Below are 26,995 nucleotides of genomic sequence, written 5' to 3'. Positions count from 1 at the left end.
CGCAGTTCCGCCCTGCGGGATTAACGGCCCGCTTTCAGCTTCTGGTAATACTCTTCATAAATGGCGCTGGCGCTGCCGACGTCATTCTGCCATTCGCCTTTCTCAATGGTTGCGGCGTCCGGATAGAGCGATTTATCGTTGGCCACTGCCGGGCTGAGCATCTTGCGCGCCGCAAGGTTCGGCGTCGGATAACCGATGGTTTCAGCGACCTGTTTGGCGACATCCGGGCGCAGCAGGAAGTTAATCAGCTTCAGCGCGCCGTCGACGTTTTTGGCGTTCGCCGGGATCGACAGGCTGTCCATCCAGAAGATGCCGCCCTCTTTCGGCCAGATCACTTCCAGCGGAGTACCTGCCTGGCGGGCGACGTAAGCCGAGCCGTTCCATACCATCCCGAGGTTCACTTCGCCTTCCATATACGGGTTCGCCGGGTTATCAGAGTTAAACGCTGCGACGTTGGGCATCAGCTTTTTCAGCTCGTTATAGGCGGCTTCAATCTCTTTCGGGTCGGTGGTGTTGCCGGAATAGCCCAGCTTACGCAGCGCCATCTGGAACACTTCGCGCGCGTCGTCGGTCAGCAGCAGGCTGCTTTTGTATTCCGGCTTCCACAGGTCGGCCCAGCTGGTGATAGTTTTCGGGTCAATCGCCTCGCTGTTGACGCCGATGGCCGTCGCCCCCCAGATATAGGGGATGGAGTAGTCGTTATTCGGATCGAACGGTTTATTCAGCATCTGCGGATCGAGGTTGCTGAAGTTAGTCAGCTTGCTCTTATCGATCTTCTGCAGCATACCTTCTTTGCGCATCTTGTCGACAAAGTAGGTCGACGGGACGACCAGGTCGTACGCGCCGTCTTTATAGGTTTTGAGCTTGGCGTACATGGTTTCGTTCGACTCGTAGGTCGAATAGATAACCTTGATGCCGGTCTCTTTGGTGAACTGCTCCAGCAGGCCCGGCGGCACATACTCGGTCCAGTTATAGAAATAGAGCGTTTTGCTATCGTCCGCGTGCGCAGCGCCCATGCCGATTGCCAGAGCGCCGGCTGCGAGCAGGTGGCGTGACCATTTTTTCATTTTAACGTCCCCTGAGTTTTATCACGTGCAATTAACTGACTGGCGATGACCATCACCAGCGACAGAACCAACAAAATCGTGGCCAGGGCGTTCACCTCTGGCGAAACGCCAACCTTGACCATCGAATAGATCTTCAGTGGCAGGATTTCATACCCCGGACCGGTCACGAACGAGGAGACTACCACGTCATCCATCGACAGGGTGAAGCTCAGCAACCACCCAGCGGCTACCGCCGGCAGGGCCAGCGGCAGGATAATTTTGCGCAGGATGGTCATCTCGCTGGCGCCCAGATCTTTCGCCGCCTCCAGCATCCGCACGTCAAAGCCTTTCAGGCGGGAGTAAACGGTGACCACCACAAACGGCAGGCAGAAGGTGATATGCGAAAACAGCAGCGACCAGAAACCAAGCTGGACGCCGATCAGCATAAACAGCACCAGCAGAGAGATGGCCATCACAATATCTGGCGACATCATCACCACAAACAGCATGCCGCTGACAAACGGTTTGCCGCGAAAGCGGTAACGGTACAGCGCCACGGCGGTCAGCGAGCCGATAAGGGTGGCGAAGGTCGCCGACAGCACCGCCATGGTCAGCGAGTGCTGGGCGGCCTGCAGCAGGCTATCGTTGTTCATCAGCAGGCTATACCAGTCGGTGGTGAACCCCTGCCAGTTGATGCCGAAGCGCGACCGGTTAAACGAGTTAACGATCAGAATAATAATAGGGATGTAGAGATACGCGTAGATGGCGGTCATAAAGCCGCCGCGCAGCAGTCGACCGATCATTCCAGCTCCACCTTTTTATTCAGCAGGCGCGCCGCGCGCCAGTAAATCAACAGCATCAGGCCCATCACCAGGGTTAAGGTAATGCTGGTTGCCGCGCCGAACGGCCAGTCGCGGATATTGAGGAACTGGCTTTTGATCACGTTGCCGATCAGCAGGTTCTTGGCGCCGCCCATCAGGTCGGAAACGTAGAACAACCCCATCGCCGGCAGCATCACCAGCAGACAGCCGGCGATGATCCCCGGCATGGTCAGCGGGATGATAATGCGGATAAAGGTCTGCAGCTTGCTGGCGCCGAGATCTTTCGCCGCTTCCAGCAGCGGGCGATCCAGTTTCTCAATGCTGGAGTAGAGCGGCATCACCATAAACGGCAGCAGGATGTACACCAGGCCGATGATCACCGCCGAGGGGGTGAACATAATGCGTATCGGGGTGTCGATCACCCCCAGCCACAGCAGAAACTCGTTCAGGTAACCTTTAGTGCTGAGGAAAATCTTCAGCCCGTAGATGCGGATCAACGAGTTGGTCCAAAAAGGGACGATCAGCAGGAACAGCAGCAGGGGCCGTACCTTCTGCGGCAGCCGGGCGAGGAACCACGCAAACGGATAGCCCAGCGCCAGGCAGGCGAGGGTCGCCAGCAGCGCCATGTTTAGCGAATGCAGCAGAACGTCATAATAGAGCGGATCCAGTAGCCGCGAATAGTTATCCAGCGTGAAGACCAGTTTGACGAAGTTGGCATCGTCGCGGGTCAAAAAGCTGGTGGCGATGATCATCAGGTTGGGCAGGAAGACAAACAGCACCAGCCAACCGACGATAGTGGCGATCACCACATTCTGGAATTTACTGGTGTTCTTCATCGGCCAGCACCACCTCCCAGCTTTCCACCCAATTGATAGACATTTTCTGGTCAAGAGAGTGGTCGAAATCCGGGTCGTCTTCGTTAAAGAACTCGCTGACCATCACCATTTTGCCGTTCTCCAGTTCCACCACCGACTCCAGAGTCATGCCTTTATAGTTGCGCTCGCGGACATAGCCGATCAGGCCATCGGCGTCGCTGTTATGGTGGATCTCGTCGACGCGCAGATCTTCCGGGCGCAGCAGGACATGCAGACGCTGGCCGGCCTCCACGGCAAAATTGACGGTGATGTTGCATTCCCGTCCTTCAACGCGGGCGCGCACGCGCTGTTCGTCGAGACGTTCAATTACCGTGGCGTCAAAGATATTGATCTCGCCGATAAAGCTGGCGACAAACAGGTTCTTCGGCTCTTCGTAGATCTCTCGCGGGGTGCCGTCCTGTTCGATTTTGCCATCACGCATCACCACGATGCGATCGGACATGGTCAGAGCCTCTTCCTGATCGTGGGTGACGAAGACGAAGGTGATCCCGAGCTTACGCTGCAGCGCTTTCAGTTCGTTCTGCATCTGCTTGCGCAGCTTGTAATCCAGTGCCGAAAGAGACTCATCGAGCAGCAGCAGACGCGGTTTGTTGACCACCGCGCGGGCGATGGCCACGCGCTGCTGCTGGCCGCCGGAGAGCTGGTGCGGTTTGCGCTGGGCAAACGCCTCCAGCTGCACCATTTTTAAGGCATCCATCACCCGTGGGGTGATTTCCGCCGCCGGGGTTTTCTGCATCCGCAGGCCAAAGGCGACGTTCTCGAACACCGTCATATGCGGAAACAGGGCGTAGCTTTGGAATACAGTATTGACGTGGCGGTTTTCCGCCGGAACATGAGTGATATCGTGATCTTCGAGATGGATCCGTCCGCTGTCGACGTTTTCCAGGCCGGCAATAAGGCGCAGAACGGTGGTTTTACCGCAGCCAGAGGGGCCAAGCAGAGTGAGAAACTCACCATTGTTGATGGTCAGGTTAAGGTTGTCGATGACCGTTTTACCATCAAAGCTCTTGCGAATTCCCGCCAGATGCACCAGCGGCGAACGCGAACGCGGTTGTATATTCAATTTTTGACTCTGTCCCATGTAGACGCAACGGCAAATTTCCGGCCGCTGCGGGGTTTGTGATTAACCACCTTTGGGGTTGCACGTTTTTAATAAGGGCCAGCATTCTACGGCAAACGAGGGTAATCGCCAATCCTTGATACGCCCGCATAGTCTACCTTTACACCATAACGTCGGTTCCGTTATTAAATTTCGCTTTACGGGCTAAAAATGACCTGACGCAATATTTGTCTTTTCTGGCTTATGAATAATGTTGTCACAAAAGAAGAGGGTGGCTACATGGATAAATTGCTTGAGCGTTTTTTGCAGTACGTTTCTTTGGACACGCAGTCAAAGCCTGGCGTTCGTCAGGTCCCCAGCACGGAAGGGCAGTGGAAGCTGTTACGCCTGTTGCAGGCGCAGCTGGAAGAAATGGGACTGGTCAAGGTAACGCTGAGTGAAAAAGGGACGGTAATGGGAACTTTGCCCGCTAACGTTGAGGGCGATATCCCGGCCATCGGTTTTATCTCCCACGTCGACACCTCCCCGGATTTCAGTGGTAAAAACGTTAATCCGCAGATTGTTGAAAACTATCGCGGCGGCGATATCGCGCTGGGTATCGGCGATGAGGTGCTCTCCCCGGTGATGTTCCCGGTTCTGCATCAGCTTTTGGGACAGACGCTGATCACCACCGACGGGAAAACGCTGCTCGGGGCGGACGACAAAGCCGGCATTGCCGAAATTATGACCGCGCTGGCGACCCTGCAGGCGAAAAATATTCCTCATGGCGATATCCGCGTGGCCTTCACCCCTGATGAAGAGGTGGGTAAAGGGGCGAAGCATTTCGACGTCGAGGCCTTTGACGCCCGCTGGGCCTATACCGTCGACGGCGGCGGGGTCGGCGAACTGGAGTTTGAAAACTTCAACGCCGCCTCGGTGACGATAAAAATTGTCGGTAATAACGTGCACCCCGGCACCGCGAAAGGGGTGATGGTCAACGCGCTGTCGCTGGCCGCGCGCATTCATGCCGAAGTACCGGCCGATGAAGCGCCGGAGACCACTGAAGGCTATGAAGGTTTTTATCACCTCACCAGCATGAAAGGCAGCGTCGATCGGGCCGAGATGCATTACATCATCCGCGATTTTGACCGTAAGCACTTCGAGGCGCGCAAGCGCAAGATGATGGAGATCGCCAAAAAGGTCGGCAAGGGACTGCACCCGGACTGTTATATTGAGCTGGTGATCGAGGACAGTTATTACAACATGCATGAGCAGGTGATCGCCCATCCGCACGTGGTCGATATTGCCCGCCAGGCGATGGTGGACTGCGATATTGAACCGCAGATGAAGCCGATCCGCGGCGGCACCGACGGCGCGCAGCTGTCATTTATGGGACTGCCATGCCCAAACCTGTTTACCGGTGGCTACAACTATCACGGCAAACATGAGTTTGTCACCCTGGAAGGAATGGAGAAAGCGGTGCAGGTGATCGTGCGTATCGCCGAGCTGACGGCGGCACGCAAAGGGCATTAATCTTCTCAGGCGGCCCGGTAAGGCCGCGTGTCGGACAAGATGCCGGATGGCGGCTTCGCCTTATCCGGCCTACGGTCCAGCCGGTGAGCGCGGAACCCGTAGGCCCGGCAAGCGCAGCGCTGCCGGGCGTTCAACATCAGAGCGGGTGCCTGTCTTCATGCCGGATGGCGGCTAACGCCTTATCCGGCCTACGGTCCAGCCGGTGACCGTGGGACCCGTAGGCCCGGCAAGCGCAGCGCCGCCGGGCGTTCAACATCAGAGCGGGTGCCTGTCTTTATGCCGGATGGCGGCTTCGTCTTATCCGGCCTACGGTCCAGCCGGTGACCGCAGAACCCGTAGGCCCGGCAAGCGCAGCGCCGCCGGGCAGGATGATGGCTCAGTCGCCAAAGAACCAATAGCCGCTGTTGACCAGCGCTGCCAGCATGGCGAGGAAAGAAGGATCTTCCAGCGCATCGCCAAAATGGTCGGCGCGCAGCGTCAGATGGGTGGCTAAGGCGTCCAGCGCCGGACGGTGCGGGGAGTTGATCTTCTCGCCGTTAACGAATACCTCGCCGTCAATGCGCAGCACCCGCAGGCCGCCCAGGCGTTCCAGGGTATCGCCCTGCTGCAGGGCATCGTAAATCTCATCTGGCTGATACGGCGGCTCCGGCGGCGCGACGTCGAGCTCATGACGCGACTGGGTGATAAACTCGCCGAACCACTGCTTAAAGTGCTCCGGTTGGTTAATCAGACCCAGCATCATCTCGCGCAGGCGGTCGAGTTCGGTCGGTAAAATATCCGCCGGATGGTCGCGGGACGGCACGTCCGGATCGGCGTAGCGCTGGCTGCCCAGTTCGCGCTGGAGGACATAGTCGGCAAAGCCGCTAAACAGCTCGCGGGCATTCGGCGCGCGATAGCCGACCGAATAGTTAAGCGAGTTTTCCAGCGAATAACCCTCATGCGGGAATCCCGGCGGAATATAGAGAATATCGCCAGGCTCCATCTCTTCATCGATGATCGCCTCGAAGGGGTCAACCTGTAGCAGGTCCGGATGCGGGCAGTGCTGTTTCATCGGCACCTTTTCCCCAACGCGCCAGCGCCGACGGCCGGTGCCCTGAATGATAAACACATCATACTGATCCAGATGCGGGCCGACGCCGCCTCCCGGCACCGAGAAGGAGATCATCAGGTCGTCGATACGCCAGTCCGGCAGGGCACGGAACGGATGCATCAGCGCTGCGGACGGTTCATGCCAGTGGTTAACCGCCTGCACCAGCAGGGACCAGTTGTTTTCGCTCAGGTGATCGTAGCTTTCGAAAGGACCGTGACTGACCTGCCATTTTCCATCCTGATGGCTGACAAGGCGGCTATCGACCTCGCTCTCCATGGCCAGTCCTGCCAGTTCGTCCGGGCTTAGGGGGTCGATAAAATTGGCGAAGCCGCGCTTCAATACCACCGGCCGTTTTTGCCAGTAGCGTTCGATAAAGTCGGGCCAGTTAAGCGTTAATTGATAATCCATATTGATATTCCACTGCAGGTGTCTGACAGGGATTATAACGGATGCGGCGCCCTGGCGATGCAGGCGCCGTGAAAAATCTCAACGATTAACTCTGTTTATCTTCCATCTGCTGGCGGCCAAACACCACCTCCATGCAGGCGCCGCCGAGCAGGCTTTCACCGGCGATGATCTCTCCATCATATTGTTCGACAATTTCACGCGCAACGGAGAGCCCTACCCCCTGGCCGGGACGCAGGGTATCAGCCCGCTGGCCGCGGTCGAAAACGGCCCGGCGCTGGCTCTGCGGGATCCCCGGCCCATCGTCTTCCACCAGGATGTGCAGATGGCTGTCGGTGGTCTGGCGCACGGAAACTTCCACGAACTCCAGACAATACTTACAGGCGTTATCAAGAACGTTACCCATCACTTCCATAAAATCGTTCTGCTCGCCGACAAAAGTGATCTCCGGCGAGATGTCGAGCGAGATATTGACCCCTTTGCGCTGATAGACCTTGTTGAGAGCGGAAGTCAGGCTGTCAAGCAGGGGGGCGATCGGGTGTAATTCCCGGCTCAAGAGGGTGCCGCCGCTGCGCATGCTGGCGCGATGCAGGTAATAACCAATCTGCTGCGAGATGCGGCTTATCTGCTCCAGCATCACCGGCTCCGCCTCGTCGACGCTGATCTTCTCGCCGCGCAGCGAGCGCAGTGTACTCTGCATCACCGCCAGCGGCGTTTTCAGACTGTGAGTGAGATCGGTGAGGGTAGTGCGGTATTTGTCATAGCGTTCGCGCTCGCTGCGAACCAGGCGGTTGAGGTTGCTGACCAGCCGGGTCAGCTCGCGAGTGGTGTTGGGATTGAGCTTTTCGCGGTGATGTTCCTCCAGTTCGCGCACCTCTTTGGCCAGCGACTCAATGGGCCGCAGGCTCCACCAGGCGGCGACCCACAGCAGGGGGATCACCAGCAGCAGGTTGGCGGCCAGCACATAGACAAACCAGCTCCACACCATATAGCTGCGCTTGAGCTCCACCGGAATGGTGTCGACCACCACAATGCTGAGCTGAGGCATTTTGCTGGTGGCCGGGTAGAGGTTGATCGCCACCGAGTGGGTCATCTCAGAGTCGTCGCCCTGTTCGCGGATAGCGTCCAGCTGTTCCTGAATCTCATGGTTATTGCGCAACAGCATACTGCTGCTGTCGACATCGGCTTCAATCTCATGGAAGCCATTGCGTTTCAGCCATTCCGGTTGAATGCGTTTCGCCAGCCAGGGAACATCACGCTGCGCCCACAGCAGTTTGCCCTGCTCATCGTAGATAAGGGTCACCGTCGGGCTTTCCATATTCAGGTTTTCCGGGATATCGACGTCAATAGCGCCGTTTTCCCATCTCGCCAGCATATAAAAGAGATTGCTCTCGCCGCGCAGCAGGCGAAAGGTGGTTTTATCGAAGCTAACGCTATAGCCCACCAGGGCCACCATGCCGTAGGCCAGGGAGAGCACCAGCACCACCCCGGCGGTCGCCAGCAGGAAGCGAACCCGTAATGACAGCGGGAAGATATGCCGCAACAGTCCCTTCATCAGCGCAATTCGAACAGATAGCCCTGGCCGCGCACCGTGGTGATGACGTCCTGTGGGTATTCAGCCTGAATTTTCTTGCGCAGCCGACCCATCAGCACGTCGATGGTGTGGCTTTCTCGCAGTTCGGCATCCGGGTAAAGCTGGAGCATCAGCGAATCTTTGCTGACCACTTTGCCGCGGTTACGGATCAGGGTTTCCATAATGGTGTATTCAAAGGCGGTCAGCTTGATCGGCTGGTCATTCACCGACAGCTCGCGCCGGGAGAGGTCGACCTGGAACGGCGGCAGGGAGATCACCTGCGAGGCCAGACCGCTGTTACGGCGCAGCAGCGCCTGCATGCGGGCGGCAACCTCTTCAATATGGAAAGGCTTGGTGACGTAATCATCCGCCCCGGCGCTCAGCACTTCCACCTTATCCTGCCATCCTTCGCGGGCGGTCAGCACCAGCACCGGCAGCGACACGTCGTGGCTGCGCCAGCGGCGGATCAGTGATAAACCGTCTTCATCCGGCAGGCCGAGATCGACGATGGCGATATCCGGGAGATGTTCGCCCAGATAGTAATCCGCTTCCCTGGCATCTTCCGCCGCATCGACCTGATGGCCCAGCTCCTGCAGCTGAACTTTGAGGTGGTGACGCAGCAGGGCATTATCCTCAACCACGAGTACGCGCATGGCTGTTCTCCCTAGCATTTTCGATAGTAGTCTGACGCTCATTATATACGCAAAATATAAACGGCTGTTAAATAAAGCTTTTTATAAAAAGGGCCCCTGGTGCCCCCGGGCTGGCCAGCATTCGGCGGCGCCCTTTGCGCATACTGCATGGAACTCCTTCATTCTATGCGTAATTTCAGTAAACGCCCAGCGGCAGGATGCGAACGGCGAGCGGGTTGGTGATGTTAATTTTTTGTGTAATAGTGCTGGAATCACCCCTCAAGAACGTCGCAGGTTATCCATTATGTCTCAGCAGCAGAGCGCGGACTGGGTCAGGCTGGCGCAATCGCCCAGCCGGACGGAACGCATCGAAGCCTTCTTCGGCGGCCACGGCTACGAACCGCACCGGCATGATACCTACGCCATCGGCCAGACGATCGCCGGCGTGCAGAGCTTTCACTATCGCGGCGGACGCCAGCACAGCCTGCCCGGCGGAACGATGGTGCTTCATCCGGACGAAATACACGATGGCGAGGCGGGCACCGAGGCGGGGTTTCACTACCGCATGGTCTATATCGAACCGGCGCTGATCCAGAAGATACTCGGCGACAGGCCACTACCGTTTATCCCCGACGGCCTGTCGGCGGATCCACGGCTACGTCGCGCCGCGCAGCCGCTGTTGAAAGCGGTCACGGATACCTTCGAGCCGCTGGAGGAAGAGGATGCTCTGTACGACCTGGCGCAGACCCTGGCCGTTGTCGGCGGCCAACGTTCCCGTCGCCAGGCGTTTGATTATCAGGCGGCGGAGAGGGCCCGGGAGTATATTCATGCCTGTTTTATGCAGGATATGACCCTCGACACCCTGTCGCAGGTCAGCGGCCGGGACCGCTGGAGCCTGAGCCGGGATTTCAGAACGCTGTACGGCACCAGCCCGTGGCGTTACGTCATGATGCGTCGGCTCGATTTTTGCCGCCAGCGGATGCGCGCCGGGGAACGTCTGGTGGATATTGCCGCCGACGCGGGCTTTGCCGATCAGAGCCACATGACGCGCCAGTTTATCAGCCGCTTTGGTCTCTCTCCGGGCCGCTGGCTGCGGGCGATCCGCGGCTAGCGCGGTTCAGGTTGCACAATCGTTCAAGCGTGACCGCGGCGAGGCGAACTATGCTGACTGCCTTTATCACAAGGAGACAGCCCATGGTTCAACTCGTTAATCTTGCTCAGAAATTTTCCCTGTTCAGCGAACAATGGCAGCCCAAAGTGGTGGCTGAAATGAACGACTATCAGTTCAAGGTCGTGCGCATCGCCGGCGACTTTATCTGGCACAGCCACCCGGAAACCGATGAGACATTGATGGTGGTGGAGGGGGTATTGCGCGTGGACTTCCGCGACGGGCATGTGCTGGTGAAGGCCGGGGAGATGATCGTCGTGCCGCGCGGGGTGGAACATAAGACCTCGGCGGAGACGGAAGCGAAGCTGATGCTGATTGAGCCGCGCGGGGTGTTGAATACCGGCCACGAGGGCGGCGAGCGGACGGCGGTGAACGACGTTTGGATCTGATCGCTTTCCGGCGATAAAACGCCCCTCTTTCCGGCGGAAAGAGGGGCAGGGCGATTACTTCAGCTCGTCAACCATGGTGGTTGCCCGACCGATATAGTTGGCCGGGGTCATCGCTTTGAGACGCACTTTTTCCTCTTCCGGCAGGGCGAGGCTGTCAATAAACTGCTTCATCCCTTCCGCGTCCACGCGTTTGCCGCGGGTCAGCTCTTTCAGCTTCTCGTAAGGTTTTTCGATACCGTAACGACGCATCACGGTCTGGATCGGCTCAGCCAGTACTTCCCAGTTGTGATCCAGTTCGTCCAGCAGGCGATCCTGGTTCAGCTCCAGCTTGCTGATCCCTTTGAGGGTGGACTGATAGGCGATCAGCGCATAGCCGATGCCCACGCCGAGGTTACGCAGAACGGTGGAGTCGGTCAGGTCGCGCTGCCAGCGGGAAACCGGCAGTTTGCTGGCCAGGTGCTGCATGACCGCATTGGCCAGGCCGAGGTTGCCTTCGGAGTTTTCGAAGTCAATTGGGTTCACCTTGTGCGGCATGGTGGAGGAGCCGATTTCCCCGGCGATGGTCTTCTGTTTGAAGTGGTTGAGCGCGATGTAGCCCCACACGTCGCGATCGAAGTCGATCAGAATGGTGTTGAAGCGCGCGATGCAGTCAAACAGCTCAGCGATATAGTCATGCGGCTCGATCTGCGTGGTGTACGGGTTCCACTGAATACCCAGCGAGGTAACGAACTCTTCGCTGAACTGATGCCAGTCGACTTCCGGGTAGGCGGCGATGTGGGCGTTGTAGTTACCCACCGCGCCGTTGATTTTACCGAGGATTTCCACCTGGTTCAGTTGACGATACTGCCGCTCCATACGGTAGGCGACGTTCGCCATCTCTTTACCCATGGTGGACGGCGTTGCCGGCTGGCCGTGGGTACGGGAGAGCAGCGGCACATCGCGGTACTGGGTCGCCAGATCTTTTACCGCGTCAATCAGTTTGCGCCAGTAAGGCAGAACCACTTCGTCGCGGGCGGTTTTCAGCATCAGCGCGTGGGAGAGGTTATTGATGTCTTCAGACGTACAGGCGAAGTGAATAAACTCTGATACCGCGTGCAGCTCGGCGACGTCAGCGACTTTCTCTTTCAGGAAATACTCTACCGCTTTCACGTCGTGGTTAGTGGTGCGCTCGATGGTTTTGATGCGCTCCGCGTCTTCAACGCTGAAATCGGCGACGATTTTATCAAGGAAACCGTTTGCGTCGGCAGCAAAAGCAGGAACTTCCTTGATCGCTGCGTGGGCGGCCAGTTTTTGCAGCCAACGTACTTCCACCTGAACGCGGAATTTCAGCAAACCGAATTCGCTGAAGATACCGCGCAGCGCGCTGACTTTATCGCCGTAGCGGCCGTCTACAGGGGAAACGGCGGTCAGTGAGGATAATTCCATAGATCACAACTCCGGGGTTAAATGAGCAAGAATTTGCTTTGCCTGGTTAACCAGACGATTACGGGAAAACATAAGCTGCAGACGTCCGCCGCCCACCTGATGCCAGAGCACCGCGGCGCGAATACCCGCCAGCAGCGCTGAGCGAACTTTCGCCTGCACCTGCGGGCTTTGCAGCACGGCAGGGGAGCCGGTCACCTGAATACGCGGCCCCAGCGGGCTTATCACATCGACATAGATGCCCGCCATGGCGCTGAGCAGCGTTTCGGACTGCAGGTCAAAGTGTTCCAGCTGACGGTGCAGGCCGGCGATGCGGTTGCCGAGCGTGTCCATCGCCCCTTTACTGGCGGCGAGCTTGCGCTCCAGCACCATCAGGCTCAGGGTATAGCGGGTGAGTTCCGCATTGAGGCCCTGACGGCTGCTGGTATTGAGCACCCCGAGCAGCGTTTCAAGACCGAGGCGAAGATTGGCTTCACTGCCACCGAACACCGCCAGCGTCGACTCAGGATCGAGGTCGATGATGCTGTTCAGCGACACATGCAGGGCATCGCTGTCGCAATGTCCCTGATGCGCCAGTTGCTGAACCAGTCGCGCCGCCTGGCAAACGCCAGCCAGCGCCAGGGTGATGTCATAGTAATTCTTCGCCACACATACTCCTTGTCAGCCGCCAGGGCGGTTCGTCCCGGCGGAAATAACGCGCGTTCAGGACTGCAGAGGCAGTCGTTGTTCAATAATTCCGCCGCCGAGGCACACTTCCCCTAAATAGAACACTGCGGACTGGCCCGGGGTCACCGCCGCGACCGGCTCATCGAAGCGGACTTCGATACGGTCTTCATCCAGCGCGGTAACGGTGCAGGGGATATCGGTCTGGCGATAGCGGGTTTTCACCGTGCAGCGCAGGGTGCCCTGCAGCGGTTCACGGTTTACCCAGTGCAGCTGTTGGGCAATCAGACCGACGGACATCAGGCGCGGGTGGTCATGGCCCTGGGCGACGATAAGAATATTATTCTCAACGTCTTTATCGACCACGTACCATGGATCTTCGCTACCCTCTTTGGTGCCGCCGATACCCAGCCCTTTACGCTGGCCCAGGGTGTGGTACATCAGCCCCTGATGGGTACCGATCTCCTCGCCGTCGACGGTGAGGATTTTGCCCGGCTGCGCCGGCAGATAGCGGCCAAGGAAATCGCGGAATTTACGCTCGCCGATAAAGCAGATGCCGGTGGAATCTTTTTTCTTCGCGGTGATCAGATCCAGCTCTTCGGCGATCTTACGCACCTGCGGTTTTTCCAGTTCACCCACCGGGAACAGGCTCTGGGCAATCTGTTCGTGGCTAAGGGTGTAGAGGAAGTAGCTCTGATCTTTGTTGCCGTCGAGTCCGCGCAGCAGCTGGCTTTTACCGTCGACATCGGCGCGGCGCACATAGTGCCCGGTGGCGATGTAGTCGGCGCCGAGGTCTTCGGCGGCAAACTCGAGGAAGGCTTTAAATTTGATCTCTTTATTGCACAGAATATCCGGGTTCGGCGTGCGGCCGGCTTTGTACTCTTCCAGGAAGAGCTCAAAGACGTTGTCCCAATATTCGGCGGCAAAGTTAACGGTGTGCAGTTCAATGCCCAGCTTATCGCAGACCGCTTGCGCATCGGCAAGGTCGGCGGCGGCGGTGCAGTATTCCTCGCCGTCGTCTTCCTCCCAGTTCTTCATGAACAGGCCTTCCACCTTATACCCTTGCTGCAGCAGCAGGTACGCGGAGACCGAGGAGTCGACGCCGCCGGACATGCCGACGATCACTTTTTTCTGGCTTTCTGACATGGAAATACTCGCTACATTGAACTTCGAGGCGGCGTATTCTAGCACGCGCTCACCGTTCATTCACCCCCTGTGAACGGCCAGTTAAATGCGCCAATCAGCGACAGCGGCTGCCGCGGGTCCTGCAGGTAGCAGCGAATGCTTTCGGCAACCAGCGGCGAGCGCAGGTTCGGCGCGTTAAGAATTTCCTCAGCACTGAGCCACAGGCAGCGATCGATATCGCTGTCGTGCGGTTCAGTGGCGCACAGATCGCTAAGTTCGATGGCGAACAGGAAGCGCAGAAACGGGGTGTCATCGGGAGCCAGCCACTGATGCATGCGGATGAAGTGCTGCGGCGTGGCGCGAATGCCGGTCTCTTCCCACAGTTCACGTTCGGCGGCCTGCAGCAGCGTTTCATTGGCCTCGAGATGGCCCGCCGGCTGGTTCCACAGCGCTTTGCCGTTAATGGTTTCTTCGACGATGAGAAATTTATCCTGGGCGTGAACCACGCAGGCAACGGTGACATGAGGTTTAAACATCGCTTTTCCTTTTCAGTTATTCGGCTTTGCGCCAGTCGCCGTTGGCCAGTCCGTCGAGGGTATAGCCGCCCATGGCGTAGCGGATCAGCCGCAGAGTGGGGAAGCCGACGTGGGCGGTCATCCGGCGCACCTGGCGGTTGCGTCCCTCGTAGAGCGTGATTTTCAACCAGCGGGTGGGAATCGATTTGCGCTCACGAATCGGCGGGTTGCGCGGCCACAGCCAGACGGGCTCCTCGACAAGTTCTACGCCGGCAGGCAGGGTGGGGCCGTCGTTAAGGGTTACGCCGTCGCGCAAGGCGGTCAGCGCCTCGGGCGTGGGTTCGCCTTCCACCTGAACATAGTAGATCTTGCCGGTGCGCTTACCCGGCTGGGTAAGCTTCGCCTGCAGCGCGCCGTCGTTGGTCAGCACCAGCAGGCCTTCGCTGTCGCGATCGAGCCGACCTGCGGCGTAGACGCCCGCCACCGGAATAAAATCTTTTAGCGTGCTGCGCCCGGCCTCGTCGGTAAATTGCGGCAACACATCATAGGGTTTATTGAACAAGATCACAGTTTTTGGCTGGCGTTCTTTACGTTGTCTGGTGACTTGTTGTGTGCTGAATCGCTCAACGCGATGTTTTCTAAATGAAGTTTTCTGCATGGTATTTTCAGGCTTTATCAATTGCCGCATTATAGCCTAATTACGAATGCCTTTCATGGACGCAAACATTCAGGTAGTATTGACATGCTCATTACAAATTATTAACAAAAAATTGCTCAAACCGATTCGCACTACAGGCAGGAAGGCGACACGGACGCGATAGCTCCGGTTAGCGGGAAGACCCGGTACGCCGAAGCTGGCCGACTCAGCCAACACCAGGCTCGCGTGAAGAGGGAAGAGCAGAACCAGAAGCGCTCGAAGGAGAGGTTAATGGAAAGCAAAGTAGTAGTTCCGGCGGAAGGTCAAAAAATCACCCTGCAAAACGGCAAACTGAACGTCCCTCACAATCCGATTATCCCGTTCATTGAAGGTGACGGTATCGGCGTTGACGTTACCCCAGCGATGCTGAAAGTGGTTGATGCCGCCGTTGAGAAAGCCTATAAGGGCGAGCGTAAAATTTCCTGGATGGAAGTTTACACCGGTGAGAAATCAACCCACGTCTATGGCCAGGACGTCTGGCTGCCAGCTGAAACCCTCGATCTGATTCGTGACTACCGCGTTGCTATCAAAGGTCCTCTGACCACCCCAGTCGGCGGCGGCATCCGTTCTCTGAACGTGGCGCTGCGCCAGGAGCTGGACCTCTACGTCTGCCTGCGTCCGGTACGTTACTACCAGGGCACCCCGAGCCCGGTTAAACACCCGGAACTGACCGACATGGTTATCTTCCGTGAAAACTCAGAAGATATCTATGCGGGTATCGAGTGGAAAGCCGACTCTGCGGAAGCAGACAAAGTGATCAAATTCCTGCGCGATGAGATGGGTGTGAAGAAAATTCGCTTCCCGGAACATTGCGGCATCGGCATCAAGCCGTGCTCTGAAGAAGGCACCAAACGCCTGGTGCGCGCCGCGATTGAATACGCGATCACCAACGATCGTGATTCTGTCACTCTGGTGCACAAAGGCAACATCATGAAGTTCACCGAAGGCGCGTTCAAAGACTGGGGCTACCAGCTGGCTCGCGAAGAGTTCGGCGGCGAGCTGATCGACGGCGGTCCTTGGGTGAAAATCAAGAACCCGAACACCGGCAAAGAGATCGTGGTGAAAGACGTGATCGCCGATGCGTTCCTGCAGCAGATCCTGCTGCGTCCGGCGGAATACGACGTTATCGCCTGTATGAACCTGAACGGCGACTATATCTCTGACGCCCTGGCGGCGCAGGTTGGCGGTATCGGTATCGCCCCGGGCGCCAACATCGGTGACGAGTGCGCGCTGTTCGAAGCGACTCACGGTACTGCGCCGAAGTATGCCGGCCAGGACAAAGTGAACCCGGGCTCCATCATCCTGTCCGCAGAGATGATGCTGCGCCACATGCAGTGGTTCGAAGCCGCAGACCTGATCGTTAAAGGCATGGAAGGCGCTATCGCCGCCAAGACCGTGACCTATGACTTCGAACGTCTGATGGAAGGCGCTAAACTGCTGAAATGTTCAGAGTTTGGCGACGCGATTATCGCGAATATGTAATCCCGTTGGTGGATTAAGTAAAAGCGGGAGCCGATGGGCTCCCGTTTTTTTTCGCCTTCAGGCAATTAATCTGCCGGACGCTTGAAGCATTAGGCGATGGCGAATGTCCCGCAGCGCAACGTTCAACAAAGCTATATACCTCATGACAGGGAGAGATCCATTTGCCGTAAGAGCTCGCATGAAAACGGATTGCACGCCAGGCGTCATACTGAGGGCCCGACCGACTTAAACCGGGGCCGTTCGGCGAAAATGTGCTGTAGCCTAAACTCAGGCTATCCGCTCACTTTCAGATTAAACAGCCGGGACAGCGCCGCTCTGCCGCTATCCGTCACTTGTACTTCCCGATATCCCGGCGCGCGCGTTATCCATCCTTTTTGCAGGAACAGCGTCATTAGCGACGAACCGGCATCGCCGCCCAGATGAAAACGTCTTTCGCTCCAGTCGAGACAGGGGCAGCAGGGCTTACGCCGTGGGCGGGCGTTAAACACTGCGCCAAGGCGTTCAAGCTGGGTTTTACCGGCTGACGTCAGGGCCAGGCCATCTGCCGCCAGCCATTTTTCCCTCAGCATAAATTCATAAATATTGACCGCCAGCTCGCCCGCCAGATGATCGTAGCAGGTCCGGGCGTAGCGAAGATTAACCGGCGTGCTGGGGAGAAGCGTCTTATGCGCTTGCATAGAGACGCCCATCAGGTTTTCCAGCAGCCCGGCAATATGCGAGCCCGCCAGGCGGTAATAGCGGTGGCGCCCCTGCGCGAGACACACCACCAGTCCGTTGCTGAGCAGCCGGGCAAGATGGCCGCTGGTGGTGGAGGCGGACACCTCGGCGACCGTACTGAGTTCGGTTGCCGTCCATGCGCGCCCGTCCATCAGCGCGCAGAGAATACTGACCCTTGACGAGTCAGAGAGGGCGGAGGCCACCATCGCCATAGCGGTTTCCAGCGCCTCCTCTGGCTCACTGTCTTGCTGCGGTTTCAGGAGATTCATTCAGAAAGTATGGCCCATTTTTTGGTCACTTCCGCTGCCCGGGCGTCATCATCGGTAAGGAGAATGAGCCGGTTACGGTGGTCGCTGTACTGTACCAGAATATTAATACCATTATGGGCCAGGGTGTCTGCGATGTCTCCCAGTTCCCCTGGTCGTTCCTGAGGTAACTTTCGTATCAGAGGACGGCATACATTGCTGACCGTAAAGCCGGCCTCGGTCAGCACCCTGCGGGCTGTCTCACCGTCTTCCACCAGAAAATGCGCATGTCCGGCATCAGGCGTGGTGAATACGCCACCGCCTTCGAGCCCCACGCCGTTGTTACCCAGCGCCTTACCCATTGCGCCAAGCGAGCCCGGCGAGTTGCTGAGAATCACGTGAATGTCATACATCTGACTGTGCTCCCCGATCCGATGCGTAATCCCGGAACACGCGGGCGACGCGTATTCTGTAATATGAAAAAATCGATGCTTTGCCTTCGCGCTGGGCAGCCAGATGCCGCTCATTTTGCTGCCAGTTGGCCACCGATGCTTCATCTTCCCACCAGGATAACGAGAGGATTTTGCCGGGCGTACTCAGGCTCTGAAAGCGCTCGATGGCAATAAACCCCGGCGTGTCTGATAGCAAAGGCGTCAGCCCGGCCGCCAGCTGAAGATATCTTTCCTGTGCTTGTGGTAAGGCGTCGGCCTCAAAAAGTACCGCAATCATAAGTCTGCTCCGTGGTGAATTTCCCGGCAGTCTACTGACGGTCAGAGCAGGAAGCTTCGGTGTGCAGCGAAATATGCCTGGCAGGAGATCAACGATTGCAACGGAAATGCTCCCAGGCGTTATTGCGATGGTGAATAAAAAAGAACGCCAGCCATGCGATACGGCAGCCTGAGCGCACAGGGCTGGCTGAGTTTTAGTGAAATCGCGATGTGGGGGGATAAACCCTGACGGCTGCGGCTATCGATGAAAGCGATCGCCGACGGGCAGTACGGGCGGGAAAGCCGTTTTACTGACATGCAGAATATGAACCCGGAAACGCTCGCCCGGACTAGCGAAGCGCCGCCGGGCGATAATCGAAAGAGCACGTTGTCTGCCACCGGTCACGCCTTCAGGCTCCGCGCTCTCCTCGGGCGTGGATTTTTATCTTAGCCGGGAGACCTGCGTCTCGCCTACTGTGCATGGCGGCGCAGGGTGGAGGCGGGGTGGCGCCGCAGCGCCTCTTCGGGACGCACAGGGCGCCGCACCAGTTCGCCGCCGCAGTTCGGGCAATGTCCGTTCAGTCGCGTCGTCATGCAGTCCCGGCAAAAGGTGCACTCGAATGAACAGATAAACGCCTCGGGTGAGTCTGGCGGCAGATCTTTATCACAGCATTCGCAATTCGGACGTAACTCGAGCATCAACTTCTCCTCTGGTGAACGGCTATATCAGCGACGGCGGGCCAAAGCACGCTATGTTTATATCATGCCGCGATCGGTCCGCCGAGAATTTCCTTGCGCGTTAATCGCCTTCTCAGAGGGTCGCCTTCCCGGGCTGCATTCCCGGTACGAGGATCACTTTGCGGCACGCCTCTTCACGTTTCTCAAAGATCTGATAGCCGCGCGCGGCCTCCTCCAGCGGCATATGGTGAGTGACAATCTCCTCCGGGGTAAGCAGCCCTTGCTCAATAAGCGCCAGCAGATCCGGCAACCAGGCGTGGACGTGGGTTTGTCCCATCCTGAAGGTCAGTCCTTTATCAAAGGCATCGCCAAACATAAAGCCGTGGATGAAACCGGCGTAAACCCCGGGTACGCTGACGATGCCGCCGCGGCGCACGGCGGCGATGCACTGGCGCAGGGCTTTTCCGCTGCTCCCCTCGATTTTCAGGGTGCTGAGGACGGTTTCCGTAAGGCTACCTTTCGCCTCGAAGCCCACGGCGTCGATCACCGAGTCGACGCCGCGATGGCCCGGCGTGTTATCGATAATCCACTGCGCAGGATCGTCATGGTGGTCAAAGTTTATCGGGATCGCGCCATAGCGTTGTTGCGCGAAATCGAGTCGGTAATCGTTATGATCGATGATAAATATCTGTTCTGCGCCATTGAGCCTGGCGCAGGAGGCGCAGAGCAGGCCTACCGGGCCGGCGCCAAAAATAGCCACGCTACTGCCGGGTTTGACCTCGGCGTTTTTAACCGCCTGCCAGGCGGTGGGCAGAATATCTGACAGAAACAGCACCTTTTCATCGGGTAAGGTGTCTGGCACTTTAAACGGTCCGGTATTGGCTTTGGGGACCCGTACATATTCCGCCTGGCCGCCCGGGATCCCGCCGTACAAATCGCTATAGCCAAACAGCGCCGCCGGTGGCGAAATGCCTTTTCGATTGAGCGTCGCTCCCTGGCCGCTATTGGTGCTTTCGCAGGCGGCATACTGCTGCAAGCGACAAAAGAAGCAGTCTCCGCAGGCGATGACAAACGGGATAACCACCCGGTCGCCTTTGCGGACCGCGGTGACCTCGGAACCGGCTTCCACCACTTCCCCCATAAATTCATGGCCGAAAATATCACCATGGTGCGTGCCGGGGATCTTTCCGCGGTACAGATGCAGATCGGAACCGCAAATCGCTGTCGCGGTGACGCGCAGAATAATATCGTCCGCTGCCTCAAGAGCCGGGTCAGGCATGGTGTCGACGCTGACATGATGCGGGCCGTGATAAGTGAGTGCTTTCATAGAATATTCTCCTCGAGAGAAAGGTTGACAGCATGCGGTTCTTCGGCCTGGTGAACGGCTGCTATCGTCACCGATAAATCATCGTAAAAAATAAAGCGTAGAGTACTAATAATGGAACTGCGTGATATTCCAGGAGCTGAATATATTCCACGCTTCGCTTATTTAGCAGCTGGTTTGTTGAGGTTATTTGCCTATTGCCCTTATGTGTGCCAGTATTAATCGGGCATGATATTCGCTCCATTTTGTTTGCTAGCCGCTTCCCCAGCGGCTTTTTTTTATCCGTAAAATCAGGGAAAATTCTTAATTTCCGTCTGGCAAAGGGCAATGCTGCCGCTTCGTTATATAACCCAACGGTAGTAATCCTCCGGTATAGATAATTCTTTGCCGCAGAGGTGATCTGCATACATTATTTCCCTGAACACAGTGAGTTAGCGGCAAGGTGCCGTCTGGTTATTTTTGAGGTGTCTTGTAGAATTATTCCGAATTACTGCTAAAAGGTGTCGAAAAAACGGAATAATAATTTGACTAACCAGCATTACCCGCTAGATTTAAATATCGAACGACGAGTGATACGGAATATTTTCGTATCGTACTGACATAACCGATATACATGAGGTGAAATATGGCAGAGCATCGTGGTGGTTCCGGTAATTTTGCTGAAGACCGTGAAAAAGCTTCTGAAGCAGGTCGTAAAGGTGGTCAGCACAGCGGCGGGAACTTTAAAAATGATCCGCAGCGTGCGTCCGAAGCGGGTAAAAAAGGCGGACAGAATAGCCACGGCGGTGGCCGCAAGTCCGATAATTCCTGATTATCCTTTTCCTTGCACCCTGAAGTGAAAGTATCTCCTGCGAGTCTGTCACAGACTCGCAGTTATTTTCTGACTCCAGAAGGTATTTCTATGAATATGAAAAGCATTGAAGATGTATTTATTCACCTGCTCTCAGATACCTACAGCGCAGAGAAACAATTAACCCGCGGGCTGGCTAAACTAGCCAGAGCGGCGTCCAGTGAAAAACTCAGCGCGGCGTTCAATGCTCATCTTGAAGAAACCCAGGGCCAGATCGAACGTATCGACCAGATTATTGAACAGGAATCCAACCTGAAAATCAAACGCATGAAATGCGTGGCCATGGAAGGATTAATCGAAGAAGCTAATGAAGTCGTTGAGAGCACGGAAAAAAATGAGGTACGTGATGCTGCATTAATTGCCGCTGCGCAAAAGGTCGAGCATTACGAAATTGCCAGTTACGGTACTCTGGTCACCCTGGCAGAGCAGTTGGGCTATAAAAAAGCAGCCAAACTGCTTGCCGAAACCCTGGAAGAAGAAAAACAAACCGATGTGAAATTAACCGATCTGGCGGTAGGTAATATTAATAAGAAAGCGGAAAAATAAACTCTCCCTGACACGAGGAAATCACGATGAATCACGTTGAACATTACCATGACTGGCTACGAGATGCGCATGCCATGGAAAAACAGGCAGAGTCCATGCTGGAATCAATGGCTGGCCGTATCGATAATTATCCGGATCTCCGTGCCAGAATCGAACAGCATGTTAACGAGACCAAACGGCAAATTACCGTGCTGGAAGAGATCCTCGACCGCAATGAGATTTCGCGCTCGGTGATTAAAGATTCGATGAGTAAAATGGCGGCTCTCGGCCAGTCCATCGGCGGGATGTTTCCTTCCGATGAAATCGTCAAAGGCTCGATCAGCGGGTACGTTTTCGAGCAGTTTGAAATCGCCTGCTATACCTCTCTGCTGGCGGCCGCTGAAAAAGCGGGCGATACCGCCTCCATCCCAGCCATTGAAGCCATCCTGGCGGAAGAGCGGGAAATGGCCGACTGGCTGATTAAACATATTCCTCAGACCACGGAGCAGTTTCTCCTGCGTTCAGATGCTGACGGCGTAGAAGCGAAAAAATAACCCAGGAGGCAGGCCTATGTTTCGTCATGTGAAACAACTGCAGTATACCGTACGCGTTGCTGAACCGAATCCGGGGCTCGCGAATTTACTGCTCGAACAGTTTGGCGGCCCTCAGGGCGAGCTGGCCGCCGCGTGTCGTTATTTCACCCAGGGATTAAGCGATGACGATCCCGGCCGCAAAGATATGCTGATGGATATCGCGACAGAGGAGTTGAGCCATCTGGAGATCATTGGCACTTTGGTCGGCATGCTGAATAAAGGCGCCAAAGGAGCCCTGGCGGAGGGCACCGAGAGCGAAGCGGAACTCTATCGTTCGCTCACCGCCAACGGCAATGACAGCCATATTACATCCCTGCTGTACGGCGGCGGTACCCCGCTGACCAACTCGGCGGGCGTGCCGTGGACGGCGGCCTACATTGATACTATCGGCGAACCCACCGCCGACCTGCGGTCGAATGTCGCGGCGGAGGCGAGGGCGAAGATCGTCTATGAACGCCTGATCAACGTGACCGACGATCCTGGCGTGAAAGACGCGCTGGCCTTCCTGATGACCCGCGAAGCGGCGCATCAGCTCTCTTTTGAGAAGGCCCTGCAGTCGATTCGCAACAACTATCCACCGGGCAAACTGCCGCCCATTAGCGAGTACGCTAACACCTACTACAATATGTCTGAAGGTGGAGAAGTACGCGGCAGCTGGAACAGTGACAAACACTTCGATTATGTCAAGGATCCACAGCCGGGCGTAGACGGCGGAGATGGCAGTGCTTCTGTCGGCCTGACGCCAGAGCAGGAAGCGCTGTGCAAAGCGATGCTGAAGCGAACGCAGTCTGACCCGCAGGGCGATCCTTTGACCGGCGCCGAACTCGGCGCCGGGAAGCAAAACACTTCATCATCGGCTAAGTGATGTTCGCATGAGCCCCGGCTGCGGCCGGGGCGATTCACAATGATGGGTGTGGAATATGTTTGAATTCGACGCGTTTCATCTGGCCCGATTGCAATTCGCCTTTACCGTATCCTTCCATATCCTCTTTCCGGCCATCACCATCGGCCTTGCCAGCTACCTTGTGGTGCTTGAGGGGATGTGGCTGCGAACCCGGGATAATGTCTGGCGTTCACTCTACAATTTCTGGCTGAAAATCTTTGCCGTCAATTTTGGCATGGGCGTAGTCTCCGGATTAGTCATGTCCTATCAGTTCGGCACCAACTGGAGCGGATTTTCCCAGTTCGCTGGCAGTATTACCGGCCCGCTGCTGCTGTACGAAGTGCTGACCGCCTTCTTCCTTGAAGCGGGATTCCTCGGGGTGATGCTGTTTGGCTGGAATAAAGTGCCGCCAGCGCTGCATTTTTTTACCACCTGCATGGTGGCGCTTGGCACGTTGGTTTCTACCTTCTGGATCCTTGCCTCCAATAGCTGGATGCAGACGCCGCAGGGTTTTATCATCGAAAATGGCCATCTCATCCCGCAGGACTGGCTGGCGATTATCTTTAACCCCTCTTTTCCGTATCGCTTGTTCCATATGGCGATAGCCGCGTTTCTCAGTAGCGCCATGTTCGTCGGGGCGTCTGCCGCGTGGCATCTTCTGCGCGGCAACGACTCGCCGGCCATCCGCAAAATGCTGTCGATGGCGATGTGGATGGCGCTGCTGGTGGCGCCGATCCAGGCGGTGGTGGGGGATATGCATGGTCTTAACACCCTTGAGCATCAGCCGGCGAAGATCGCGGCCATCGAAGGGCACTGGGAAAATCGCCCCGGCGAGGCCACGCCGCTGCTGCTGTTTGGCCTGCCGGACATGGAGCAGGAGCGGACCCGCTATGGTCTGGAGATCCCCGCTCTCGGTAGCCTGATCCTTACCCACAGCCTGCATAAGCAGGTGCCGGCCCTGAAAGACTTCCCGAAAGAGGACCGACCCTATTCGCCCGCCGTCTTCTGGTCGTTTCGCATCATGGTCGGGATGGGCGTGTTGATGATCGCCTTAGGGATCTGCAGCGCCTGGCTGCGCTATCGGCGGCGGCTGTACCACTCGCGTCCCTTCCAGTGGTTTGCGCTCTGTATGGGGCCCGCCGGTCTTATTGCCCTGGTCGCCGGGTGGGTGACCACCGAGATGGGCCGCCAGCCGTGGGTGATATACGGGTTGCTGCGCACGCGGGATGCGGTGTCGTTGCACAGCACCCTGCAGATGGCCATCAGCCTGCTGGTATTTATCGTGGTTTACTGCGCCGTGTTTGGCGTGGGGTATTACTATATTTTCCGGCTTATCAAAAAAGGGCCGCAGCCGGTGACTGAGCTGACCTCGCAAACCGCAGGCACCCCGGCGCGTCCGCTCTCAGCGGCTGAGCCGGTGCGTGATGAGGAGAACGCATCATGAGCATCGATATCTCGGTGATTTGGTTTGTCATCATTGTCTTCGCCACGCTGATGTATATCGTGATGGATGGTTTCGATTTAGGTATTGGGATGCTGTTCAGCGTGGTGCATGATGGCGAAGAGCGCGATGTGATGGTCAACAGCGTCGCCCCCGTCTGGGATGGTAACGAAACCTGGCTGGTACTCGGCGGGGCAGGGCTGTTCGGCGCCTTTCCGCTGGCCTATGCGGTGATCACCGATGCGCTGGTTATCCCGCTGACGGCGATGCTCATCGGCCTGATTTTTCGCGGCGTGGCCTTTGAATTTCGTTTTAAAGCGGTTCCCTCGCATCGCATCTTCTGGGACTATGCCTTTGCCGGCGGCTCGCTGTTGGCGACCTTCAGCCAGGGGATTGTCGTCGGCGCGTTTATCAACGGCTTTGCGGTGGCTGACCGCCGCTTCGCCGGTTCGACGCTGGACTGGCTTACCCCTTTCAATCTGTTCTGCGGTCTGGGGCTGGTGGTGGCCTATCTGCTGCTGGGCACCACGTGGTTGATTATGAAAAGCGAAGGCGCGCTGCAGCAGCGGATGCGCGAGCTGACCCGCAAGGTACTGCTGGCGCTGATGGTGGTGATCGCGGTGGTCAGCGTCTGGACGCCGTTGGGCTGGCGCTACGTGGCGGAACGCTGGTTTACGCTGCCCAATTTCTTCTGGTTCGTGCCGGTGCCGATTCTGGTGTTGGCTCTGAGCCTGTGGATCTGGCGCCTGAGCGCGCGCCCCGCCAGCCATGCCCGCCCATTTATCCTGACGCTGGGCCTGATTTTCCTCGGCTTCAGCGGGCTGGGGATCAGCGTCTGGCCGAACATTATCCCACCGCATATCTCTCTGTGGGATGCCGCTGCGCCGCCGTCCAGCCAGGTATTTATGCTGCCGGGCGCGCTGCTCATTATCCCGGTGATCCTGATGTATACCGCCTGGAGCTACTACGTCTTTCGCGGCAAAGTCTCCGGCAGCGAGGGCTATCACTGAGCCTGATTCGCGCCGGCAGGTGAGGATTTGCCGGCGCGTCGCGCCGTCCGGTCAGGGATGACCGAGAGGGATGCGCACAAACCGGTGATCTGCTGCAACGACTCTGGCCGGGTGTTTATGCCTTCGGCGGCTTGATCTTAATAATAAATCGTTCGTTAACCCGGGTGATCCTCGCGCCAATATCGCCAAACTCGGTGGCGATTTTAAAAAAATCGTCCGCGGCGACATCAAAATCGAGTTCAATCTTCGGGTGTTGTCCTGTCGCCAGTAATTCATAGAAATGGTCAAGGCTGCGGGCTTTTTCGCTAGGCATCTTATTTCTCCATGGTAAACCAATCTGCAGGGGTTTTATTGCTTACGGCGCTTTTACGGATTATTCAGCAGGATGACAAACGTGCCTGGTATAAAATTATGCAATGACAGTAAGAATGAGGCAGGGCGAGGTTATTCCGTGTTGTTAAACCGCGTGGCGACGCGTTGTCCGCCATACCATGACGGCAGAGACGACCCTGCGGCGCCGGTTGATGATAGACATTTTTTGATGACAAATTAATGACAATAAAATGAATCTGTCCGGGCTTGGGATGGCATCGTGCTAAATAATTTTATTCTGTGGCTGTTAAGGTGGTTGTTAACTACTTTATGGTGATGGAGCGTCTTTTTTAGGGCCAACGGCGAGGGAACAACGATGCAATTACTTGATTTATTCGCAGGCTTATTATGGTTAAGCAGCGTTATCTTCCTGCTGTTTGTTCTTGATGTGATCATCACCCGTTATCTTTATCGTAAATAATCGACAACGACAGCGGCGTTGGGCATAGGGGACGGCGTCGGAGGATGATAATATAACCCGCGGACTGATTCAGAAAGGAATGCGCGGTGGCCGGGAGAATTGATTACGATATTGAAAAATACCAGTTTACCGAAGCCGGTGAGACTCCACGGCTCCGGGAGCAGTGGCGCGAAGTATACCTGGAGTGTCGTCAGTTGCGGGCCGGGGCAGAGGAGCGCCTGCGCATTGCGTTACTGAACGTCGACTATGTCACCAGCTTCGAGCTGCCTTTTCGCCTGCTGCTGGTGCGCGCGCCGCAGCTAATCGCCGATGTTCGCGAGACGCTGCAGCTTAGCCGTAAAGCCGCCGTTTTCAACGGCAAACGTTACGGCTGCGTCTATAGTTTGAAACAGGATTTACAGGCTGTACCGGAAGCCTTTCATTACCGCCTGGCAAACCGCATTCGTCGCGTCGATGCAACGGGGCTGACGGCGGCCCCGTACCAGCAGATTGCCCGGGAGATAAAGCCGGCCCGGGAGCGGCTCCGCCAGGCGCTGAACGCCGGCCTGCCGGTCACCGCTCTCGACGCCCTGTTCTGGTTCGGCAGTCAGCGAGTGGCGGCGGACATCGCGCAGTTGCGCCGGTCCGGCATGGCGATTGTCACGACGGAGGTGGAGGTCAGCGACAATTTGTTCAATACCACCCGACGAGTGCCCGTTTACCGCCTGGCCAGCGAGTGAATCGGCAACCTTTCGCCCAGCCGTTGCCTCTGCAG

General features: G+C 56.9%; 32 protein-coding genes. 12 read left to right on the top strand and 20 right to left on the bottom strand.

Features of this window, described 5'->3' with window-relative positions:
- Window positions 1–20: 20 nt before the first annotated feature.
- From potD to potA, 4 genes are read right to left on the bottom strand one after another with little or no spacing between them, the layout of a single operon-like run.
- Entirely contained in the window at window positions 21–1,067 is a 1,047-nt protein-coding gene (gene potD, locus ACR809_RS15630) for a spermidine/putrescine ABC transporter substrate-binding protein PotD (protein WP_004213081.1), read from the bottom strand.
- Complete coding sequence (potC, locus tag ACR809_RS15625) at window positions 1,064–1,849, bottom strand: spermidine/putrescine ABC transporter permease PotC (RefSeq protein ID WP_004150813.1); 786 nt, start codon at window positions 1,847–1,849, stop codon at window positions 1,064–1,066. Before potC ends, potD begins: the two co-directional genes overlap by 4 nt.
- Window positions 1,846–2,703, bottom strand: coding sequence for a spermidine/putrescine ABC transporter permease PotB (gene potB / locus ACR809_RS15620; protein WP_004150812.1), 858 nt, complete (start codon window positions 2,701–2,703; stop codon window positions 1,846–1,848). The genes potC and potB overlap by 4 nt, the downstream gene beginning before the upstream one ends.
- Window positions 2,687–3,823, bottom strand: a complete 1,137-nt coding sequence (gene potA, locus ACR809_RS15615; RefSeq protein WP_004147966.1) for a spermidine/putrescine ABC transporter ATP-binding protein PotA — start codon at window positions 3,821–3,823, stop codon at window positions 2,687–2,689. The genes potB and potA overlap by 17 nt, the downstream gene beginning before the upstream one ends.
- Window positions 3,824–4,081: 258 nt before the next feature.
- Here potA and pepT point away from each other — a divergent pair, with 258 nt between their 5' ends.
- On the top strand, window positions 4,082–5,314 hold the full coding sequence (gene pepT / locus ACR809_RS15610) for a peptidase T (RefSeq protein ID WP_004150810.1): 1,233 nt from the start codon (window positions 4,082–4,084) through the stop codon (window positions 5,312–5,314).
- A gap of 376 nt (window positions 5,315–5,690) precedes the next feature.
- On the opposite strand, the gene ACR809_RS15605 is transcribed toward pepT, so the two are convergent.
- The 3 genes from ACR809_RS15605 to phoP all read right to left on the bottom strand — a co-directional run bounded on the left by ACR809_RS15605 (window position 5,691) and on the right by phoP (window position 9,035).
- Window positions 5,691–6,812 carry a ribosomal protein uL16 3-hydroxylase gene (locus tag ACR809_RS15605; RefSeq protein ID WP_004176560.1) on the bottom strand — a complete coding sequence of 374 codons (1,122 nt, stop codon included), beginning with the start codon at window positions 6,810–6,812 and terminating at the stop codon, window positions 5,691–5,693.
- A gap of 85 nt (window positions 6,813–6,897) precedes the next feature.
- Window positions 6,898–8,364 carry a two-component system sensor histidine kinase PhoQ gene (phoQ, locus tag ACR809_RS15600; protein WP_004147969.1) on the bottom strand — a complete coding sequence of 489 codons (1,467 nt, stop codon included), beginning with the start codon at window positions 8,362–8,364 and terminating at the stop codon, window positions 6,898–6,900.
- The gene (gene phoP / locus ACR809_RS15595) at window positions 8,364–9,035 is read right to left on the bottom strand and encodes a two-component system response regulator PhoP (RefSeq protein WP_004150807.1); all 672 of its coding nucleotides are present in this window, start codon (window positions 9,033–9,035) and stop codon (window positions 8,364–8,366) included. The genes phoQ and phoP overlap by 1 nt, the downstream gene beginning before the upstream one ends.
- A 283-nt stretch (window positions 9,036–9,318) precedes the next feature.
- Between phoP and ACR809_RS15590 the strand changes: the two genes are divergently transcribed.
- Window positions 9,319–10,125 carry an AraC family transcriptional regulator gene (locus ACR809_RS15590; RefSeq protein ID WP_122051413.1) on the top strand — a complete coding sequence of 269 codons (807 nt, stop codon included), beginning with the start codon at window positions 9,319–9,321 and terminating at the stop codon, window positions 10,123–10,125.
- 83 nt (window positions 10,126–10,208) lie between these two features.
- The gene (locus tag ACR809_RS15585; protein WP_060415566.1) at window positions 10,209–10,571 is read left to right on the top strand and encodes a cupin domain-containing protein; all 363 of its coding nucleotides are present in this window, start codon (window positions 10,209–10,211) and stop codon (window positions 10,569–10,571) included.
- Between the two features lie 54 nt (window positions 10,572–10,625).
- On the opposite strand, the gene purB is transcribed toward ACR809_RS15585, so the two are convergent.
- Genes purB through rluE form a run of 5 tightly spaced genes read right to left on the bottom strand, consistent with a single transcriptional unit; the run spans window position 10,626 to window position 14,984 of the window.
- Entirely contained in the window at window positions 10,626–11,996 is a 1,371-nt protein-coding gene (gene purB, locus ACR809_RS15580; RefSeq protein ID WP_004176557.1) for an adenylosuccinate lyase, read from the bottom strand.
- Window positions 11,997–11,999: 3 nt separating this feature from the next.
- Window positions 12,000–12,641 (bottom strand): high frequency lysogenization protein HflD, encoded by a 642-nt coding sequence (hflD, locus tag ACR809_RS15575; RefSeq protein WP_004140557.1) that lies wholly within the window; start codon window positions 12,639–12,641, stop codon window positions 12,000–12,002.
- Window positions 12,642–12,695: 54 nt separating this feature from the next.
- Window positions 12,696–13,802, bottom strand: coding sequence for a tRNA 2-thiouridine(34) synthase MnmA (gene mnmA, locus ACR809_RS15570; protein WP_004150803.1), 1,107 nt, complete (start codon window positions 13,800–13,802; stop codon window positions 12,696–12,698).
- A 56-nt stretch (window positions 13,803–13,858) separates the two neighbouring features.
- Entirely contained in the window at window positions 13,859–14,317 is a 459-nt protein-coding gene (locus ACR809_RS15565) for an NUDIX hydrolase (RefSeq protein ID WP_021313538.1), read from the bottom strand.
- A gap of 16 nt (window positions 14,318–14,333) precedes the next feature.
- Complete coding sequence (gene rluE, locus ACR809_RS15560; RefSeq protein ID WP_004150801.1) at window positions 14,334–14,984, bottom strand: 23S rRNA pseudouridine(2457) synthase RluE; 651 nt, start codon at window positions 14,982–14,984, stop codon at window positions 14,334–14,336.
- Window positions 14,985–15,224: 240 nt separating this feature from the next.
- Here rluE and icd point away from each other — a divergent pair, with 240 nt between their 5' ends.
- Window positions 15,225–16,475 (top strand): NADP-dependent isocitrate dehydrogenase, encoded by a 1,251-nt coding sequence (icd, locus tag ACR809_RS15555; protein WP_004150800.1) that lies wholly within the window; start codon window positions 15,225–15,227, stop codon window positions 16,473–16,475.
- A 272-nt stretch (window positions 16,476–16,747) separates the two neighbouring features.
- Here icd and ACR809_RS15550 read toward each other — a convergent pair whose 3' ends face one another.
- The 4 genes from ACR809_RS15550 to ACR809_RS15535 all read right to left on the bottom strand — a co-directional run bounded on the left by ACR809_RS15550 (window position 16,748) and on the right by ACR809_RS15535 (window position 18,462).
- Window positions 16,748–17,461: an ArsR/SmtB family transcription factor gene (locus ACR809_RS15550; protein ID WP_020324087.1), complete on the bottom strand. Its 714-nt coding sequence runs from the start codon at window positions 17,459–17,461 to the stop codon at window positions 16,748–16,750.
- Entirely contained in the window at window positions 17,458–17,850 is a 393-nt protein-coding gene (locus ACR809_RS15545; RefSeq protein ID WP_019705570.1) for an amino acid-binding protein, read from the bottom strand. Before ACR809_RS15545 ends, ACR809_RS15550 begins: the two co-directional genes overlap by 4 nt.
- The gene (locus ACR809_RS15540) at window positions 17,843–18,166 is read right to left on the bottom strand and encodes an antibiotic biosynthesis monooxygenase family protein (protein WP_004150797.1); all 324 of its coding nucleotides are present in this window, start codon (window positions 18,164–18,166) and stop codon (window positions 17,843–17,845) included. The genes ACR809_RS15545 and ACR809_RS15540 overlap by 8 nt, the downstream gene beginning before the upstream one ends.
- A gap of 119 nt (window positions 18,167–18,285) precedes the next feature.
- A complete protein-coding gene (locus tag ACR809_RS15535; protein WP_020805510.1) occupies window positions 18,286–18,462 on the bottom strand; it encodes a hypothetical protein in 177 nt (58 codons plus the stop codon).
- Here ACR809_RS15535 and ACR809_RS15530 point away from each other — a divergent pair.
- Window positions 18,410–18,595 carry a hypothetical protein gene (locus ACR809_RS15530; protein ID WP_023159860.1) on the top strand — a complete coding sequence of 62 codons (186 nt, stop codon included), beginning with the start codon at window positions 18,410–18,412 and terminating at the stop codon, window positions 18,593–18,595. The genes ACR809_RS15535 and ACR809_RS15530 overlap by 53 nt on opposite strands.
- 20 nt (window positions 18,596–18,615) lie before the next feature.
- Here ACR809_RS15530 and ACR809_RS15525 read toward each other — a convergent pair whose 3' ends face one another.
- The 3 genes from ACR809_RS15525 to ACR809_RS15515 all read right to left on the bottom strand — a co-directional run bounded on the left by ACR809_RS15525 (window position 18,616) and on the right by ACR809_RS15515 (window position 20,552).
- Entirely contained in the window at window positions 18,616–18,843 is a 228-nt protein-coding gene (locus ACR809_RS15525; protein ID WP_004140530.1) for a DUF1272 domain-containing protein, read from the bottom strand.
- A gap of 112 nt (window positions 18,844–18,955) precedes the next feature.
- Window positions 18,956–20,149 carry a zinc-dependent alcohol dehydrogenase gene (locus ACR809_RS15520; protein WP_021462619.1) on the bottom strand — a complete coding sequence of 398 codons (1,194 nt, stop codon included), beginning with the start codon at window positions 20,147–20,149 and terminating at the stop codon, window positions 18,956–18,958.
- Between the two features lie 67 nt (window positions 20,150–20,216).
- On the bottom strand, window positions 20,217–20,552 hold the full coding sequence (locus ACR809_RS15515) for a hypothetical protein (RefSeq protein ID WP_032421220.1): 336 nt from the start codon (window positions 20,550–20,552) through the stop codon (window positions 20,217–20,219).
- Between the two features lie 219 nt (window positions 20,553–20,771).
- On the opposite strand from ACR809_RS15515, the gene ACR809_RS15510 reads away from it, so the two are divergent.
- The 6 genes from ACR809_RS15510 to cydB all read left to right on the top strand — a co-directional run bounded on the left by ACR809_RS15510 (window position 20,772) and on the right by cydB (window position 25,448).
- The gene (locus tag ACR809_RS15510; protein WP_004150795.1) at window positions 20,772–20,957 is read left to right on the top strand and encodes a general stress protein; all 186 of its coding nucleotides are present in this window, start codon (window positions 20,772–20,774) and stop codon (window positions 20,955–20,957) included.
- 90 nt (window positions 20,958–21,047) lie between these two features.
- Complete coding sequence (locus ACR809_RS15505) at window positions 21,048–21,542, top strand: YciE/YciF ferroxidase family protein (protein ID WP_004148027.1); 495 nt, start codon at window positions 21,048–21,050, stop codon at window positions 21,540–21,542.
- 26 nt (window positions 21,543–21,568) lie between these two features.
- Complete coding sequence (locus ACR809_RS15500) at window positions 21,569–22,075, top strand: ferritin-like domain-containing protein (RefSeq protein WP_004140514.1); 507 nt, start codon at window positions 21,569–21,571, stop codon at window positions 22,073–22,075.
- A gap of 16 nt (window positions 22,076–22,091) precedes the next feature.
- On the top strand, window positions 22,092–22,979 hold the full coding sequence (locus tag ACR809_RS15495) for a manganese catalase family protein (protein ID WP_004179357.1): 888 nt from the start codon (window positions 22,092–22,094) through the stop codon (window positions 22,977–22,979).
- 55 nt (window positions 22,980–23,034) lie between these two features.
- The gene (locus tag ACR809_RS15490; RefSeq protein WP_004140511.1) at window positions 23,035–24,441 is read left to right on the top strand and encodes a cytochrome ubiquinol oxidase subunit I; all 1,407 of its coding nucleotides are present in this window, start codon (window positions 23,035–23,037) and stop codon (window positions 24,439–24,441) included.
- Window positions 24,438–25,448 (top strand): cytochrome d ubiquinol oxidase subunit II, encoded by a 1,011-nt coding sequence (gene cydB, locus ACR809_RS15485; protein WP_004183659.1) that lies wholly within the window; start codon window positions 24,438–24,440, stop codon window positions 25,446–25,448. Before ACR809_RS15490 ends, cydB begins: the two co-directional genes overlap by 4 nt.
- A 115-nt stretch (window positions 25,449–25,563) precedes the next feature.
- Here the strand turns inward: cydB and ACR809_RS15480 are convergent, their stop codons facing one another.
- Window positions 25,564–25,761 carry a hypothetical protein gene (locus ACR809_RS15480; protein ID WP_004140506.1) on the bottom strand — a complete coding sequence of 66 codons (198 nt, stop codon included), beginning with the start codon at window positions 25,759–25,761 and terminating at the stop codon, window positions 25,564–25,566.
- A gap of 566 nt (window positions 25,762–26,327) precedes the next feature.
- Between ACR809_RS15480 and ACR809_RS15475 the strand changes: the two genes are divergently transcribed.
- Window positions 26,328–26,960, top strand: coding sequence for a helix-turn-helix domain-containing protein (locus tag ACR809_RS15475; protein ID WP_004150791.1), 633 nt, complete (start codon window positions 26,328–26,330; stop codon window positions 26,958–26,960).
- Window positions 26,961–26,995 lie beyond the last annotated feature (35 nt).

This window comes from Klebsiella sp. CD33 (assembly GCF_051992865.1).
Classification (GTDB): Bacteria; Pseudomonadota; Gammaproteobacteria; order Enterobacterales; family Enterobacteriaceae; genus Klebsiella; species Klebsiella pneumoniae.
The sequence above is the reverse complement of the archived record's forward strand: the minus strand, read 5'-3'. Positions and strand labels throughout refer to the sequence as shown.